The organism is Paenibacillus sp. EB106-06-01-XG199 (assembly GCF_058791575.1).
Map to the genome: position 1 here is coordinate 931,535 of NZ_JBYTDQ010000001.1, position 15,619 is coordinate 947,153.

The window sequence follows — 15,619 nt, forward strand, 5'->3', positions numbered from 1 at the left end:
AAGATGTCAAAAAGATTCGCGAATTCACATTACACTTGCATTTTACAAGTAATTAAGATATAACTTAAGTCAAGAGGTGAAAACAATGGAAACCCCACGAGAATTATTCCAAATCATGACCCGTCGTTTAGGATTACTGAATAAAGATTGCTGCAGCGTAGGCGGATGTAATCTCTCCGCGAGCCAAAGCCATCTGCTGTATGAAATTGATCGGAGCCATAGTCCCTCCATGCAACAGGTTGCTGAAACACTCGGGACCGATATTACAACCTTTAGCAGACAAGTCCAATCTTTGGTGAAAATGAAGCTGGTTACAAAAACAGCTGACAAGGCAGATCGAAGAGTCTATACTCTGGCGCTTACTCCCGAAGGGAAAATGGTGGCAACAACGATTGATCAACAAATGAACGCCTACCTGAATGAAGCATTTTCGAATATGAGTGAGTTTGAAGTAGAAACTTTACTGCGTTCGATTAAGCTGTTCAACGAAGCTATGGGGAAATCCATCAATTGCTGTGCACCGGTAAAAGGGTGATTCCTCTTGACTTATACTTGCATTTTGCAAGTTATTTCAACAATAATGTGAACATCTAATCCAAACCTTTAAAGGAGTGTTCAATCATGACCCAAATCACAAATGACCAGATCCGCCAGAATGTACGGGGCCGCTACCAAAAAATCGCCGTAAAAAAGGTTGAAGCTGCCTCTTCCTGCTGCACCCCAGCCGACAGCTGCTGTGACTCCCCTTCTGATTTTGATGCCATATCCGCTAAAATGGGCTACTCCAGTGAAGAACTGGCTGCAGCCCCCGAGGGTGCCAATTTAGGCCTTGGATGCGGCAATCCTCAAGCTATTGCTGAACTGCAGGTTGGTGAACATGTTCTGGACCTCGGGAGCGGTGGCGGATTCGATTGTTTCCTGGCCTCCCGGCAGGTAGGTGACCAAGGCCATGTAATCGGTGTGGATATGACACCTGAGATGATCAGCCGCGCAAGGGAGAACTCTATTAAAGGGAAATTTATGAACACTGAGTTTCGTTTGGGCGAGATTGAGCATCTTCCCGTCGCCGACGATTCAGTAAATGTGATTATCTCCAATTGCGTTATTAACCTTTCGCCAGATAAACAACAGGTGTTCCGTGAAGCCTACCGGGTCCTTCAGCCGGGCGGTCGTCTGGCCATCTCGGACATCGTAACTACGGCGGAACTTCCACCTGAAATTAAAAATGATCTTGATGAACTCTACTCTGGTTGTATCTCCGGTGCCTCTTCCATTACAGTTGTTGAAGCGTTGCTTCGCGAAACCGGCTTTACTGATATCAGGATTGAGCCTAAAGACGAGTCCAGAATATTTATAAAAGACTGGGTTCCCGGTGCCAATGTTGACCAATACATCGTTTCAGCCGTTATTAAAGCAGTAAAACCTTAAACTGATTGGAGGTTATGGATATGCAGAACATTAGCGTTCGGAAGGCAACTTATGCAGATGTAGAGGATATTCTTCACATTTATAATCAAGGCATCGAAGATCGAATTGCTACTCTTGAAGAAGAAACGAAAGATCTTCCCTTCATAAATAACTGGTTTGATGATCATCAAGGAAGATTTGCGATTCTGGTCGCCGAAGATGATCAGGGCATCATTGGCTGGTCGTCTTTAAATCATTATTCTCTTCGCTGCGCATATCGTGGAGTGGCTGATTTGTCCATCTATATTCATAGGGAGTATCGAGGCCAAGGCATCGGATCCATACTATTGGAAGCTTTAGAAGAAGAAGCCCGAAAAAATGAGTTTTATAAAATCGTCTTGTTTACCTTCCCTTTCAATGGAAATGGGCAAGGTTTGTATCGAAAAATGAAATATCGTGAAGTCGGTGTATTTGAGAACCAAGGAATTTTAGATGGAAAGCCGACTGACGTGATGATTATGGAGAAGCTGCTTGTTTGACTTGATACGCCAAGAATGAGTCCGAATTCTGGATGAATTCAATCCATGGTACTAGACATTGATCTATTCGCCAATCAGACCAAGTTCTTGTCCTGCGCAAAGGACAAGAACTTGTATCCTTTATGACTCCTCCCATTCCATTAGATATTCCTCCTGATTAGTGTTTTCATCTAATAGAGTTTCTTTAATAGTAAAGCCGTTCTTCTCATAGAAGCGTGTTGCTGAAGTATTTTCTTTATATACTTTTAATGTGATTTTTGATTTTTGACTTTTCATGAAATTAATTAATTCTTTTCCATAACCATTTTTTTGATATGACGTATCAATAAAAAGTGCCGCTAAATAGTCATCAACCATAGAAACGAACCCAACAATTTCTGCTTGATTGTAAATTACATAGGTGTCCGACATGGGAATGTATTTATCTCTCATCTCCGTTTTTTGAGAAAGCCAATATTCTTGAGCGATAAAATCATGTGCTTGAATTGAGACTCTATACCAAATATCAGTTAAAATATCAATATCACTTTGCTTATGTAACTCTATTCTCATATTTATTTCCCCTTTTCGAATTCTTTGCTTCTGGGCGTTGGATATAATTTGTTTTTACTCAGAACACGCGAGCAACGTCGCTTAAGTTACTTGTTATTTAGAAGGTCAGAATAACTTTGCCCTGGGAATGGCCCGTCGACACTTTAAGCAACGCCTTGTTAATATCACCAAACGTATAAGTTGAATCTATAGAGGGTTTAATATTTTCTTTTTCAACAAGTTTGGTGATTTCTTGTAATTGACTTCCGTTGTCTTGCACAAATAAAAAACGATATTCATTTTGTTTCTTACGCGCTAAAGAATCTAAACGAGCACCTACTAGGCCAAACAATGCTTTTTTCCACACCGGAAAATGATTATCAGCCGCAAAGCGATAATTAGGTCCTGCTTTCAATGATACCAGTTTCCCTTGTGGTTTTAAAATGCCCAGTTCAGCTTTGATCTCTTGGGTACCCAAGGTGTCGATCACATAATCGATATTTGACAGTATGTTAGCATAATTCTCTGCCTTGTAATTTATGAATTGATCAGCCCCGATCGACAGTGTACGTGATTTTCCTCTTTCACTGCCGCTTGTAATAACATATAATCCCATTGATTTGGCAATGGGGATTGCCATAGCACCAAAACCTCCGGTTCCTCCAGGAATGAATAGCTTTTTATTCGGTTGGGCACGGAGTACATCGTGTAATGCTTGATAAGCAGTCAAGGCAGTAAGGGGTACTGCAGCTGCTTCAATAAAAGATAGATTTTCAGGCATGATGGATAAAGCATCTTCATTCACGGCTGCATATTCAGCAAAAGCACCGATTTTAATAAGCGGCAATCTCGTATAAACAGGGTCACCAACCTTAAAATTCAAAACATCATCTCCAACGGCTTCAATAATTCCTGATAGTTCATTCCCTAAAGTTAATGGAAACTTATAGTCGGCAATCATCCGAACACTGCCATTCAGATTAAGGATGTCCAGTGGATTTACACCTGCAGCTTTTACTTTGACAAGTACCTCATGGCTATTGATCTCTGGTATGTTAACATCATTTAATTCCACTTGTATTATTTTTGAATATTTCTGTATTTGAGCTGCTCTCATATTCATCCTCTTCCTTTGCTAAATTGGGGATAGCATCGAACATCTTTAGACTAAAAACATGGCGCACAATCTTCAGTTGTACGCCATGTTTCACCTTTATCCGGTTCTCTGAACTTAAGATTCTGAAATTATTGGATAGATTCTGCCCCTCAGATTGAAATCATAGTTCTGGTCTACAATCCCGACCCCTTCGTTGTTATCATAAAGATCCACCATAAAGCCCGCCATTTGTTTGGCAGTGTGGTACTTAGGCATGTTTGCTTTGTAATCAAACTCTTCAGCATCTAATGATTTCTTCACGAATTCTGTTTCCGTTATTGCTGGTGCTAAAACTTTTGCTTTTAGTTTTGCGCCTTTCATTTCTAGTTCTTTTGCAAGCCCTTCTGTGAAGGCACTAACGTAATATTTAGATGCAGAATAAGCAACATTCCCAACAGCAATGGCATATCCGAGTGCGGAAGAGACGTTAATTAACTGAGTTCCTTCTACATCAGCATAATCTCGCACATATAGTGTAGAAAGGATCGTCAAGGATTCGATGTTAACACGTAACATAGTTTCAACTTTATCTAAATTCTGCTCAACTACAAAAGCAGCTTCACCGAGCCCCGCATTGTTAATCCAGGTCTCAATTTGGTATTCCTTTAGACTGCTATACAGTGTGTGGGCCTGATCTGTAACAGACAGGTCACTTGTACGAACAATAACATTAACAGTAGGATCAATATCCTGAATTGCTGATTTGAGTTCTTCTAATTTGTCCAATCTTCTAGCAACCAAAATTAAGTTTTTGCCACGTGCAGCAAACGCCAATGCCGCCTCATATCCAATCCCTGAACTTGCTCCTGTAATAACTGTATACTTCATAATATTCTCTCCTCCATAACATGAAATTAGTGTAAATGAGCTTTAAGTACATTTTAGAACGATCGTTCTTATTTGGGCAAAAAAAACAGTATGTCTAGACGGCCATATTCATTTTCAATGAAACGTGGCTTTTTATCTGCGTATTCCTCCCATGCCAACAATATAACATAATTAGAACGGACGGTAAAGAATGATTTTATAACCGGAATTAAGGGGATAAGGATGGATGGAAGGATAACCTCAGGCTTTGTGGCAATAGGATAAGAACAGACTTTTTAGCCGATTCCCTCTATTTGGGGCAAAAAAAATCAACCCATTTAAATGAGTTGATGAATACCCTGTCTTCAAGATCGTCCGGAAAATCCATTCAATATACTTATCTTCTCCAAGGACGATCGGAAAATTTAATCGGTCTAATAACCTTGCACGGATTTCCTGCAGCAATGACATTAGGAGGAATATCTTTGGTCACTACGCTTCCAGCACCAACAATGCTGTTTTCGCCTATAGTCACACCCTGAGTAACTTTAACGTCTCCCCCCAGCCATACCCGATCCCCTAAAGTAATTGGTTTCGAATAGACTCCTTTATCCGCCCGTTCAAACGGATCCTCCGCATGATTTGCTGCATATAACCCCACTCGTGGCCCAATAAAGACATCATTTCCAATTTTCACTTCGTTACAATCAAGAATAATCATGTCGTGATTAATATACACATCGTGTCCCATAGAGATATTGAATCCAAACTCACAACGGAAGTTAGATTCAATATATACATTCTCACCCACGTCTGAAAACAATTCTTTCAATATAGACATATCGTAGCCTTCATTTGTATTTACTTTTTGATTATATTCCCGGCACATGGTTAAAGCGCGTGACCTAACTTCTGCTACATCATCACCTGCGTCATCATACATCTCCCCAGAATTTATAATCTGTTTGATTTTTTCGATGTCCATAACCTACTCCCTTTCGAGTTGTTTTTTGTGAATTCTGCATCCGGTATTCCGGTCTCACTATTTTTATGCTTCCCAACTGTCAAATATCCATCTTCATTAATACCTCATAAAGACACTTGGATATCAACTGACGCGGCTTGTTCATACCTTCACTGATCCACACCTCCAACACACCTACCACCCCAGCGACAAGGAAAATAGCCTCCGTTTGTTTGAATTCATCAAAGATCAGCTGCCCTCAGAAAACATCGATATTGCGAACGATTCAGCGATTTCATGCACGTTACCAAACGGATCAACGAAAGCAGCATATCGCCCTTCAGTAGGTTTATCATGCAAAAATTGAATACCCTTATCCTTCATTTCCTTATAAGTTTGCTCAACGGACACGACCTCAAACACCAAAACTGTTCTAGCCTCGTTTGAATAATCTCCAATTTCTTTGGTCTTTTCACACTTGAAAGCTATAAGCTGACAGCCGTCAAGGGCAAATACAAGCTTGTTTTCTTGCTCTAACAGTGTTTGCAAACCTAGTAATTCAGAATAAAACCATCTCGCCTTTGTCATGTCATTGACGAAAATCATTATATGTCCTAGTTTCATAAGGCTATGCTGCCCCTTCACTTTTTGAGGATACCATTTTTTATGGTTCTATGCAGAATCTACCTCTATCTTCTCACTCCTCTTCATTCAAGCATTGTTCAATAAAGTCAAACAAGCCTGCCGCCTCAACAGACCGGTTTCCCCAGTCATGATAAAAATAGAGCAACTGCCCAAAGGTCCCTTCTCCAGTTGGGTCCGTGTCTACACAGAGATGATCGCCACCCCCGTTGCTGGCAATAGGGATCCACCGCGGATTCCACAGGAACGGCTTGATCTGCGGGGCAATCTCCGGTTCCATGTCATCCGGATCAAACTCTTCATTTAGAAATTCCCAATCCTCGAGAATCTTTTCAAGCGGCGACAGCGATAGATTTCGGACAAAACACTCCGAGCCTGCTTCCCAATCCTGACCATTATATATGCTGTAGAAGTCCCTCAACTCCTGCGGAAGTACAACCTCCAGCGTACTGGCAAGCCCATCAAGTTCTTCTCTGCTAGCGCCAGGCTGTAAATTCAAACTCGCTTCGTACCCCGGATTATTCCGGCTGCCTTTGGCAATAATGCGCTGCCACAGTGTCTTCGCCTTCTCTGTCATATGTCCCCATCCTCCTTATAAACCTTGGTTTACAAAATTTTTGTGTTCATCTATGTCCATATGTATCCGATGTCCGGCAAAATAATCCGGTTTGTTCCCAAGCTCAATTGACATCTTAAACGAACCGGCACCATCTACCTGCTCAAAAACAACACTCCATAGAAACAAGCTGTTTAAAAAAGCTTCATCCGAAATAGGGACTCTAACAGTATCCCCGTCCAGCTCCACATAGCCTTCATTGTCTGATAGCTCAACAAAATCCGGGTCATCCCATATCCATTCCTCGGCCCGCTCTTTAGCCCACTCCATCGCCTTACCGAGTTCTCCCTTGTTCATCTGAAGCCAGGCAAGCTCCTTCTCCAATAAAGGAACGGCACTTATAGCTGCATCTTTTGCCATTTCCTTACTTCCGATTGCCGTGGGCAGGAAGATTTCAACCTCAACATCGTCTCCCCAAATCTGTACAGGCTGGAAACAGCAGCAATATGTCTCCTTCGTCAATTCCGTTATTGACCACGATTCAACGGGTATCCGGATCACTACATCTGACATTTATTTTTCTCCTCCATCACAATGCTGAATTCATGCTCGTCCAATGAGTATCCGCGAAATCATTGAGCTAGCCTGTCCGGTACTACATTTGGATTGATTTACTCCTTCCAATATACCCCAAATAATGCCGAGGAGACAGCATATCTTATGGAAAACTATTCGGTGGAATAAGAGTTATATTGTATTCGTTTTGCAGGTTAACCGGATTGCGTTCCACCGTGGCACTATACAATCTGTCCGAAAGCGCTTAATATTTTCTATAACGAATGGTTAACATCCGCTTTAGTTAAAGTGAAGTTATTCGAGAAGGAGACATAAGTGACATGCTGGAGTCAAACTTAACCAACCAATTGAAAAAAACGCTGAAAACAAGTATCGGCAACAAGGAAATCGCAGGAGCAAACTTCATGCTGATCAAAAACGGCAAAGAAGTTTTTTACCATGAAGACGGCTTGGCCGATCTTGAGTCGGGACGTCCTATTACAAGGGATTCGATTTTTCGTTTATATTCGATGACGAAGCCGATTACCGCCACTTCCGTCATGATGCTGCTCGAGCGTGGGGATATTGATTTATTCGATCCTGTTAGCCGTTATATCCCGGGCTTCCAAAATCAACAGGTCGAAAAAAATGGCGAACTGGTGCCTGTCAGCCGGGAAGTCAACATTCACGATCTGCTGAACATGACATCGGGATTGGTATATGGCGGAACGGACAAAGCCGGACAGTATACGGATGCTCTGTTCCAAGAACTGGGCAGCCGTTTGTACAGTGAAAACGCGATGAGCACAATGGAATTTGCAAACTGCCTAGGTAAGGGCCCTCTTTCGTTCGAGCCGGGATCGTACTGGCAATACGGAACCTCGGCAGACGTCCTTGGTGCGATTGTGGAAGCGGTTAGCGGCATGCGGTATGGGCAATTTTTGAAAAAGGAAATCTTCGAACCGTTGGAAATGAAAGATACCGGTTTCTGGCTGCCTGAAGGAAAAAGAGAACGCCTTGTGAAAACCTATCAGGATGATGGTGAAGGCGGTTTGAAGCTGTATGCGGAAAGCCACCTGGGCATTGGCCATCAGATGGACCTTGATCCGGCATTTGAGTCGGGCGGAGCGGGACTTGTGTCTACGATTGACGATTCCGCCAAATTTACAACAATGCTAATGAATCAAGGCAGCTTAAAAGGTGTTCAACTATTGAAGCCCGGAACAGTTAAATATTTAACGTCTGCAGCTTTAACCGATTGGCAGCAAAAAGGCTTCGATACGTGGCATACATTGCGCGGACATAGCTACGGCAATCAGATGCGCATCATGACCGACTGCGGAAAAGCCGGATTTATCGGCAGCCAAGGTGAATACGGCTGGGACGGCTGGCTGGGGGCGTACTTCAGCAACAGTCCTCAAGAAGGTCTGACTATACTATTTATGATTCAAAAAAAAGATGCCGGCACGATGGCAATTACGCGCAAGCTGCGCAATATCGTGTTCAGCACCTTGTAAGGGGCAATATGAAGGGAATCGCACAGTTAGGAATAACTTTCAGGCGAATGTTTTGGTCATGATAAGATCAATTTGTTCTTCATCACCCATGTAAAAAGAGTGAGCTCCCGTTTGAACAAAACCGATTTTTTTATAAAAATCAATGGCCTTCTCATTCTTTTCCCAAACTCCTAGCCAGATCATCTTTTTATTTTGTATCACCGCTACTTCCATTGCTTTGTCTATTAGATATTTTCCAAGCCCTTTTCTTTGAAAATTGTTTCTTATATAGATTCTTTCAATTTCTAGTGACTCATCACCTGCTTTTTCAGATTGGGAATCATTGATGTTTACTTTTAGATATCCGGCAAGTTCTTCATTAAAAAAGATGAAAAAGAATTCTGAAAAAACATTGCTCAATTCCTTTTCCAACTGTTTATAGGTAAATGCTTTTTCTAAATAGGTTTTCATATTTTCAGGTGAATTCTGATGTTTAAACGTATCATTGAATGTCTCAACGCTAATTTGCTGTAGTATTTGTAAATCTTCACGGCTGCACTTCTTTATTATTACTGACATTCTAGGAAGCTCCTTTATATAAGATTAAGATATTCTGCAATTCCATCAATTTTTAACTTGTCGCCCACGTTTAATATTTTATAATATTATTGTTGCATTTACAACATATTATTAGAGGGATTCTCATCTGGGCTACAGCCTTAGCTTAGGGGCAGTTTCACTTACGGACGCAGATCGGTGCATAATCACCAACTCATTAAAAGTGGTGGATTTGCTGGCTGTTTACTTTAATTTATTTTATGTATCCCACATAATCATTGAAATCGAGCTACTAAATGACTCAATGAAGGTTGAGCGGCTCTTTACTCCGTAATCCCTCAGATGCTAAAAAAGCCCGGGCTTATTCACCCGGACTTCTGCAAAGATATTTATATCTGATGATAGCTTATTATTCGTTGTTGTTCATCCATTGAAAATGGAAGCTTCCCGGCTGATCCACCCGTTCAAAGGTATGCGCTCCAAAGTAGTCTCTTTGTGCCTGCAGCAGGTTGGCCGGGAGACGTTCGGAGCGGTAGCTGTCATAGTAGGCCAGCCCGGAAGCGAAGGCCGGAACCGGAATTCCTCTTTTGACGGCAATCGCAACTACATCTCTCCACGCTTCCTGGTAGTTATGAACCACACTGCTGAAATACTCATCCAGGAAGAGGTTTTTGAGCTCAGGGTCGCGGTCATAGGCGTCCTTGATATTTTGCAGGAAGCCTGCGCGGATAATGCAGCCTCCGCGGAAGATCATCGCAATGCTGCCGTAGTTCAGGTTCCAGTTATATTCATCCGAAGCCACTCTCATCTGGGCAAAGCCTTGGGCGTACGAAGCGATTTTGCTGGCATAGAGCGCTTTGCGGACTGCCTCGATGAATGCCTTGGCGTCTCCGTCATAGCTCTTGACCTCAGGTCCCTTCAGGCGCTTGCTTGCAGCCACACGCTCTTCCTTCATGGCAGAGATGAAGCGTGCAAAGACGGATTCAGTAATGATGGACAACGGAACGCCCAGATCGAGTGCATTTTGACTCGTCCATTTGCCCGTCCCCTTTTGTCCGGCGGAATCCAGGATCACATCGACCATCGGCTTGCCTGTGTCCGGGTCTGCTTTGGCGAAGATGTCGGCTGTAATCTCGATGAGATAGCTGCTAAGCTCGCCTCGGTTCCATTCCGAGAAAATCTGATGCAGCTCATCGGTATCCAGTCCCAGTACATCCTTCAATAACTGATACGCTTCGCCAATAAGCTGCATATCGCCGTATTCGATGCCGTTATGGACCATTTTGACATAGTGACCGGCTCCATCTTCTCCGATGTAAGTGGAGCACGGATCGCCGTCCACTTTGGCCGAAATGGCGGTCAGGATTGGCTCCACCAGCTCATAAGCGTCCTTTTGTCCGCCCGGCATAATGGCGGGTCCCTTCAGCGCCCCTTCTTCACCGCCCGATACCCCTGCGCCGATGAAGCGAAAGCCTTGAGCCTGAAGCTCTCTGTTCCGTCTTTGCGTATCCGGGAAAAAGGCGTTCCCGCCGTCAATCAGGATATCCCCTGGCGACAAATGCGGCACCAGCTGCTGAATCGTATCATCGGTTGGCTTGCCGGCCTTGACCATAATCATGATTTTGCGCGGCAGCTCCAGAGACTGAACGAACTCTTCAATACTGTAGGCACCTGCGAAATTTTTGCCCGCTGCTTCTGCAAGCAGCTCATCGGTTTTCTCCCGGGAACGGTTATACAGGGCCACCGAGAACCCTTTGCTCTCCATATTCAAGGCCAGATTCTTACCCATGACGGCTAAGCCGACCACACCAATCTGCTGTTTACCCATCGTCAATAAACCTCCCTATGATATGTGCTGGACAATTAGACCTGCGGCGCTTTCTTCCAGTCGGCAGCGAACTTCTCCAGTCCCTGATCGGTCAGCGGATGTTTGGAGATCTGCTCGATCACGCTGAACGGAATAGTGGCAATATGCGCACCGGCCATGGCAACGCGGGTCACATGGTCCGGATGGCGGACCGAAGCAGCGATAATCTGCGCATCCAGGTTATGAATGCGGAATAGCTCGGCAACTTTTACGATCAATTGCACCCCATCCTCTGAAATATCATCCAGACGGCCCAGGAATGGCGATACATAAGTAGCTCCTGCACGGGCAGCCAGCAGCGCTTGGTTCACCGTGAAGATCAGCGTCACGTTTGTTTTCACGCCTTTTTTAGTCAGATACCGGCAGGCTTCCAGGCCTGCGAGCGTCATCGGGAGCTTGATCGTAATGTTTTTATCATAATTATTGATCTTGATCAGCTCGTTCGCTTGTTCAATCATTTCTTCCGCAGTGACGGCATCCGGTGTTACCTCAGCGGATACGGACTCTACCTCTGGCACAGTGCGCAGAATTTCGGCAATGCGGTCTTCAAATTTCACGCCTTCTTTGGCTACCAGAGAAGGATTCGTTGTGACTCCGGACAGTACACCGATTTGGTATGCTTTTTTAATGTCTTCCACATTTGCAGTATCGATAAAAAATTTCATATTCGTAAACCTCCATTTTTAGTTGAACTAATATTAGTTTTAAAAATTTGAAGCATCAGGCAAAGATAGCTCGCTTACTTCTTCAATCGCAGAGTCGAGCCACCAGTGATTTCCATCCTTCGCCAGCAGTTGGTTCGATTCTTCAGGTCCGAACGTGCCCGCAGCGTAGGAATGAAGAGGAGCCGTATTCTTGTCAAAAGCATTCAGGATCGGCTGCACCCATTTCCAGGACAGCTCCACCTCATTCCAATGTGCAAAAAATGACGGATCTCCGTGTAAGGCATCATAAATCAGGTTCTCATAAGCCTCAGGGATCTCAATAGATCTGGTATGGAAGTCAATATGCATTGCTTTGAACTTCCCCTTATGCTGGGGATCTCTTGCCTTGAGCTGTAGCGTAATCCCCTCGTTCGGGCTGATCTCGAACACCAGAAGATTGGGGATATCATCCTCGGCGGCTGACGAGTTCTGCTTGAGCGGCTCCTTGAATTCAATCACAATCCGTGTCGATTTCTCTTTCATTCTCTTCCCGGTTCGGATATAGAACGGCACACCTTTCCAGAATGGATCATCGATCGTAAGTCTGGCTGCAATAAATGTATCGTTCATCGAACCTGCCGGAATTCCCGGTTCAGAGAGATAGCCTGGAACCGGCTTGCCCTTGATGGTACCAGCAGTGTACTGCCCACGGATCACTTTAAACTGGATATCCGCTTCTTCCAACGGTTCCAGGGCTTCCATAACTTCTTTTTTCTTGTAGCGCACCTCGTCTGCGGAGCTGTCTTTCGGCAAGCGGATCGCAAGCATCATCAGCAGCTGCAGCATATGATTCTGGAACATGTCTCTCAGTGCACCCACATGATCGTAATAACCCGCTCTTTCTTCCACGCCCACCGTTTCCCCCGCAGTAATCTGCACGTTGGCAATGTAGCGGTTGTTCCAGAGTGCGTGAAGCACCGGATTCGTCTGCTGGAATACATCCAGCTCCTGCACCATAGGCTTACCCAGGTAATGGTCGATCCGGAAAATTTCATTCTCACTAAACGCTTCGCTCAGCTTCAGATTCAGCGCCTGCGCAGACTGCAGGTCATGTCCGAAGGGCTTCTCAATCACCAGACGTTTCCAGCCTTTGGCGGCACCCAGGCCACTTTCCTTAATGTTCAAGGCAATCGGCTCAAAAAACTCAGGACCGACAGATAAATAGAACATCCGGTTCGGGGAACTGCCCATGTTTTCTTCCTGCTTCTCAATCCGCTGCAGCAGTTTAAGATAATCCTCTGTATGCCCTACATCCAGCACATTATATCGGAAGGCCTTCAGAAAGCTGCGCACGGACGCAGAAACATTCACTTCCCGCCGGGAGAAATCCCGGATAGACCGCTCCACCATAGCCTGAAAGGCTTCATCAGCAAGTTCTCTTCTGCCAAGACCAATCACAGAGAATGAATGGTGCAGCTTGTGGTCGAGAAACAGATTATACAGCGCGGGGTAGATTTTTCTTCGGGCTAAATCCCCTGTCGCTCCAAATAAAACAAATGTGGTTGCCTCCATCTCCATTCTCCTTTTGCTCTGGTTTATCTTTCCTGGTTACACTATAATACAAATACGATCCATACAAGTAATTAATATATTTCACAGGAGCTATAGACCATGTCTATGAACAATTTCGAGCTATACAAGGTTTTTTACTGGGCAGCCAAGACTGGAAGCCTGACCCAAGCCGCCAAATCCCTGTACATTACCCAGCCAAGCGTCAGTCATGCGATTAAGCAACTGGAGGACAGCTTCGGCCTTACCCTCTTCACCCGGAATTCCAAGGGCGTCGTGCTGACACCTGAGGGGGCCACTTTGTACTCCTATATTGAACAATCCCATATCCTTATCACCCAAGCCGAGAAGAAAATGGCCGAGCTCAAAAACCTTGACAACGGCGAACTGCGGATTGGCGGCAGTGATTCACTGTTCAAGCATTATCTGCTGCCTTTTATCGAAATCTTTCACCAGCGCTACCCTGGCATCCGGCTTCATCTGATCCACGGAACGACGCCGGAGGTCATTTCATATTTAAAAGAAGGCCTCGTCGATCTGGGCGTAGTGCGCATGCCGATCACCGATCCCCAGCTTGAGGTGCGGCAGGGACTTCAGCTGCAGGACTGTTTCATCGCGGGCAGCCACTATGCCGAGCTGAACCAGAAGGTGCTCTCGATTGAGGAACTGCTTCAGTACCCCATTATCCTCTTCTCCCGCAGCAGCCGTGCACGTATGGCGATTACGGACTTGTTTCAAGGCTACGGATATGAGCTGAAGCCCGAATTCGAGGTCGGCAGCGTTGGCCTGTTGATCGAGTTTGCCCGCAAAGGACTCGGCATCTCGTTTGTGACCCGGGAATTCGTGTCCAAGGAGCTGGAGGAAGGTTCTCTCTTCGAGATTCAACTGGATGTTCAGCTTCCCCCAGCCCGGGTGGGCATGATGACCATGCGCAACATGCCGCTGACGACCGCAGCCAGCAAGTTCATTGAGATTACTAAGGGAGACTGAAATACATTGAGTATGATTGAATTTAGGATTTTCCCATTTCGGGGAGAACGTAAAAAGCCGCTATTTAAGCGGCTTTCTATTTGACCTTTATAAAAGGATCGCTCCTGCAGTTCCAAATGCGCTTGTCCTATTGAACCTTACGTTTGTAAACTATGTTAACCATTTCAGAAGATACCAGCATGATGCTAAAAAGAATGAGCAGAATAACAGGAACCATAATCATTCCCAATTGACTTGCAAATATCCCCATCAACGATGGGATAAGTGTTGAACCCGTATAAGCGCTTGCCATTGCAAGTCCAATGACACTTGGGGAAGCTATTTTGCCAAAACGTTCCGGTGTGGAATGAACAATACTTGGATAAATTGGTGCTCCGCCCAATCCTACAATAAATAGGGCACCTGCAGAAATCCAATAAGGGACAGGTAAAACAAGAATCAAAAGTCCAAAACAGCCAACGATTCCACCATATCTTATCAGGTTTTTACTGGATACGTTTGTCGACAGAAATCCTGATATGATTCTTCCAATAATAATTCCAATATAGAATAAGGAGGATAAGGCCGCTGCTGTGCCAGGAGAAACCCCTTTATTCCCAATAAAAAAAGATGCCATCCATAGACCAGCAGCTGTTTCCGAGCCATTGTAACAGAGCATGGTAACCATGGACATTTTCACCCCTGGGATTCGCAAAGCCTCCCTGTTACTGACAAGCTTCTTTTCATCGCTTCCCTCTTCTATTCTTCCCTTCTCAAAAATCTTCCATAAAGACAAAGAGGCCAATAATATCACTGCTATAGTAAGCAGAAGTAAGCCTACTGTAACGTATCCTGCACGCCAGTTGTTATCACGGTTCAGCCAAAACGACATTATAATTGGACCCGTAAATGCTCCAATTCCCCAAAAACAATGTAACCAGCTCATATGCTTGGCTTTGAAATGCAGTGCTACATAGTTACTCAGTGCAGCGTCCACGGAACCTGCTCCCAAGCCCAAAGGAATAGCAAGTAGAATTAGAAATATGAAATCTGATGAAATAGAGAATCCAAGCAAAGCAATAGTCGTAGAGAGTATACTGAACAAGGTTACCTTCCCCGTACCGTATCTGTGCAACAATCTGCTGGCAAATAAACTCGATATTACCGTACAGAATGAGACTATTAACGATATATAACCTGCCATTTCCGTTGTAGCACCAATATCGTCTTGCATAATGGGCCAAGCGCTGCCTAGTAAAGCATCTGGCAATCCCAGACCCATAAATGCGAGATAAATAATCATTAGTAATAACGTAACCATCTTTAGGGTTCTCCTCTATTGGGGTATTTGTAATCTGA

The 15,619-nt window shown here is 44.4% G+C and carries 17 protein-coding genes; 5 read left to right on the plus strand and 12 right to left on the minus strand.

Annotated elements, in window-relative coordinates; translation table 11 throughout:
- The first annotated feature begins 85 nt into the window (after positions 1–85).
- The 3 genes from AC3WT9_RS04345 to AC3WT9_RS04355 all read left to right on the plus strand — a co-directional run bounded on the left by AC3WT9_RS04345 (position 86) and on the right by AC3WT9_RS04355 (position 1,946).
- Positions 86–535, plus strand: coding sequence for a MarR family winged helix-turn-helix transcriptional regulator (locus tag AC3WT9_RS04345; RefSeq protein ID WP_341093327.1), 450 nt, complete (start codon positions 86–88; stop codon positions 533–535).
- Positions 536–621: 86 nt separating this feature from the next.
- Positions 622–1,428: an arsenite methyltransferase gene (locus tag AC3WT9_RS04350; RefSeq protein ID WP_341093326.1), complete on the plus strand. Its 807-nt coding sequence runs from the start codon at positions 622–624 to the stop codon at positions 1,426–1,428.
- 20 nt (positions 1,429–1,448) lie between these two features.
- Positions 1,449–1,946 (plus strand): arsinothricin resistance N-acetyltransferase ArsN1 family A, encoded by a 498-nt coding sequence (locus AC3WT9_RS04355; protein ID WP_341093325.1) that lies wholly within the window; start codon positions 1,449–1,451, stop codon positions 1,944–1,946.
- 120 nt (positions 1,947–2,066) lie between these two features.
- Here AC3WT9_RS04355 and AC3WT9_RS04360 read toward each other — a convergent pair whose 3' ends face one another.
- The 7 genes from AC3WT9_RS04360 to AC3WT9_RS04390 form a co-directional block, all read right to left on the minus strand.
- Positions 2,067–2,498, minus strand: coding sequence for a GNAT family N-acetyltransferase (locus AC3WT9_RS04360; protein WP_341093324.1), 432 nt, complete (start codon positions 2,496–2,498; stop codon positions 2,067–2,069).
- Positions 2,499–2,595: 97 nt separating this feature from the next.
- Positions 2,596–3,594: an NADP-dependent oxidoreductase gene (locus AC3WT9_RS04365; protein ID WP_341378697.1), complete on the minus strand. Its 999-nt coding sequence runs from the start codon at positions 3,592–3,594 to the stop codon at positions 2,596–2,598.
- 114 nt (positions 3,595–3,708) lie between these two features.
- Positions 3,709–4,461 (minus strand): SDR family NAD(P)-dependent oxidoreductase, encoded by a 753-nt coding sequence (locus tag AC3WT9_RS04370; protein WP_341093321.1) that lies wholly within the window; start codon positions 4,459–4,461, stop codon positions 3,709–3,711.
- Between the two features lie 376 nt (positions 4,462–4,837).
- Positions 4,838–5,425 carry a sugar O-acetyltransferase gene (locus AC3WT9_RS04375; protein ID WP_341093320.1) on the minus strand — a complete coding sequence of 196 codons (588 nt, stop codon included), beginning with the start codon at positions 5,423–5,425 and terminating at the stop codon, positions 4,838–4,840.
- 228 nt (positions 5,426–5,653) lie between these two features.
- Positions 5,654–6,028 carry a VOC family protein gene (locus AC3WT9_RS04380; protein ID WP_341093319.1) on the minus strand — a complete coding sequence of 125 codons (375 nt, stop codon included), beginning with the start codon at positions 6,026–6,028 and terminating at the stop codon, positions 5,654–5,656.
- A 73-nt stretch (positions 6,029–6,101) separates the two neighbouring features.
- The gene (locus AC3WT9_RS04385; RefSeq protein ID WP_341093318.1) at positions 6,102–6,623 is read right to left on the minus strand and encodes an SMI1/KNR4 family protein; all 522 of its coding nucleotides are present in this window, start codon (positions 6,621–6,623) and stop codon (positions 6,102–6,104) included.
- 15 nt (positions 6,624–6,638) lie between these two features.
- Positions 6,639–7,175 (minus strand): DUF2262 domain-containing protein, encoded by a 537-nt coding sequence (locus AC3WT9_RS04390; RefSeq protein ID WP_341378695.1) that lies wholly within the window; start codon positions 7,173–7,175, stop codon positions 6,639–6,641.
- Positions 7,176–7,498: 323 nt separating this feature from the next.
- Here AC3WT9_RS04390 and AC3WT9_RS04395 point away from each other — a divergent pair, with 323 nt between their 5' ends.
- Positions 7,499–8,674 carry a serine hydrolase domain-containing protein gene (locus AC3WT9_RS04395; RefSeq protein WP_341093316.1) on the plus strand — a complete coding sequence of 392 codons (1,176 nt, stop codon included), beginning with the start codon at positions 7,499–7,501 and terminating at the stop codon, positions 8,672–8,674.
- 39 nt (positions 8,675–8,713) lie between these two features.
- Here the strand turns inward: AC3WT9_RS04395 and paiA are convergent, their stop codons facing one another.
- The 4 genes from paiA to zwf all read right to left on the minus strand — a co-directional run bounded on the left by paiA (position 8,714) and on the right by zwf (position 13,294).
- A complete protein-coding gene (gene paiA, locus AC3WT9_RS04400; protein WP_341093315.1) occupies positions 8,714–9,232 on the minus strand; it encodes a spermidine/spermine N(1)-acetyltransferase in 519 nt (172 codons plus the stop codon).
- Positions 9,233–9,620: 388 nt separating this feature from the next.
- Entirely contained in the window at positions 9,621–11,039 is a 1,419-nt protein-coding gene (gene gnd / locus AC3WT9_RS04405; protein ID WP_341378694.1) for an NADP-dependent phosphogluconate dehydrogenase, read from the minus strand.
- 35 nt (positions 11,040–11,074) lie between these two features.
- A complete protein-coding gene (fsa, locus tag AC3WT9_RS04410; protein WP_341093313.1) occupies positions 11,075–11,743 on the minus strand; it encodes a fructose-6-phosphate aldolase in 669 nt (222 codons plus the stop codon).
- Between the two features lie 39 nt (positions 11,744–11,782).
- On the minus strand, positions 11,783–13,294 hold the full coding sequence (zwf, locus tag AC3WT9_RS04415) for a glucose-6-phosphate dehydrogenase (RefSeq protein ID WP_341378693.1): 1,512 nt from the start codon (positions 13,292–13,294) through the stop codon (positions 11,783–11,785).
- 99 nt (positions 13,295–13,393) lie between these two features.
- Between zwf and AC3WT9_RS04420 the strand changes: the two genes are divergently transcribed.
- Complete coding sequence (locus AC3WT9_RS04420; RefSeq protein ID WP_038592247.1) at positions 13,394–14,281, plus strand: LysR family transcriptional regulator; 888 nt, start codon at positions 13,394–13,396, stop codon at positions 14,279–14,281.
- 127 nt (positions 14,282–14,408) lie between these two features.
- On the opposite strand, the gene AC3WT9_RS04425 is transcribed toward AC3WT9_RS04420, so the two are convergent.
- Positions 14,409–15,581: an MFS transporter gene (locus tag AC3WT9_RS04425; RefSeq protein ID WP_341378691.1), complete on the minus strand. Its 1,173-nt coding sequence runs from the start codon at positions 15,579–15,581 to the stop codon at positions 14,409–14,411.
- Positions 15,582–15,619 lie beyond the last annotated feature (38 nt).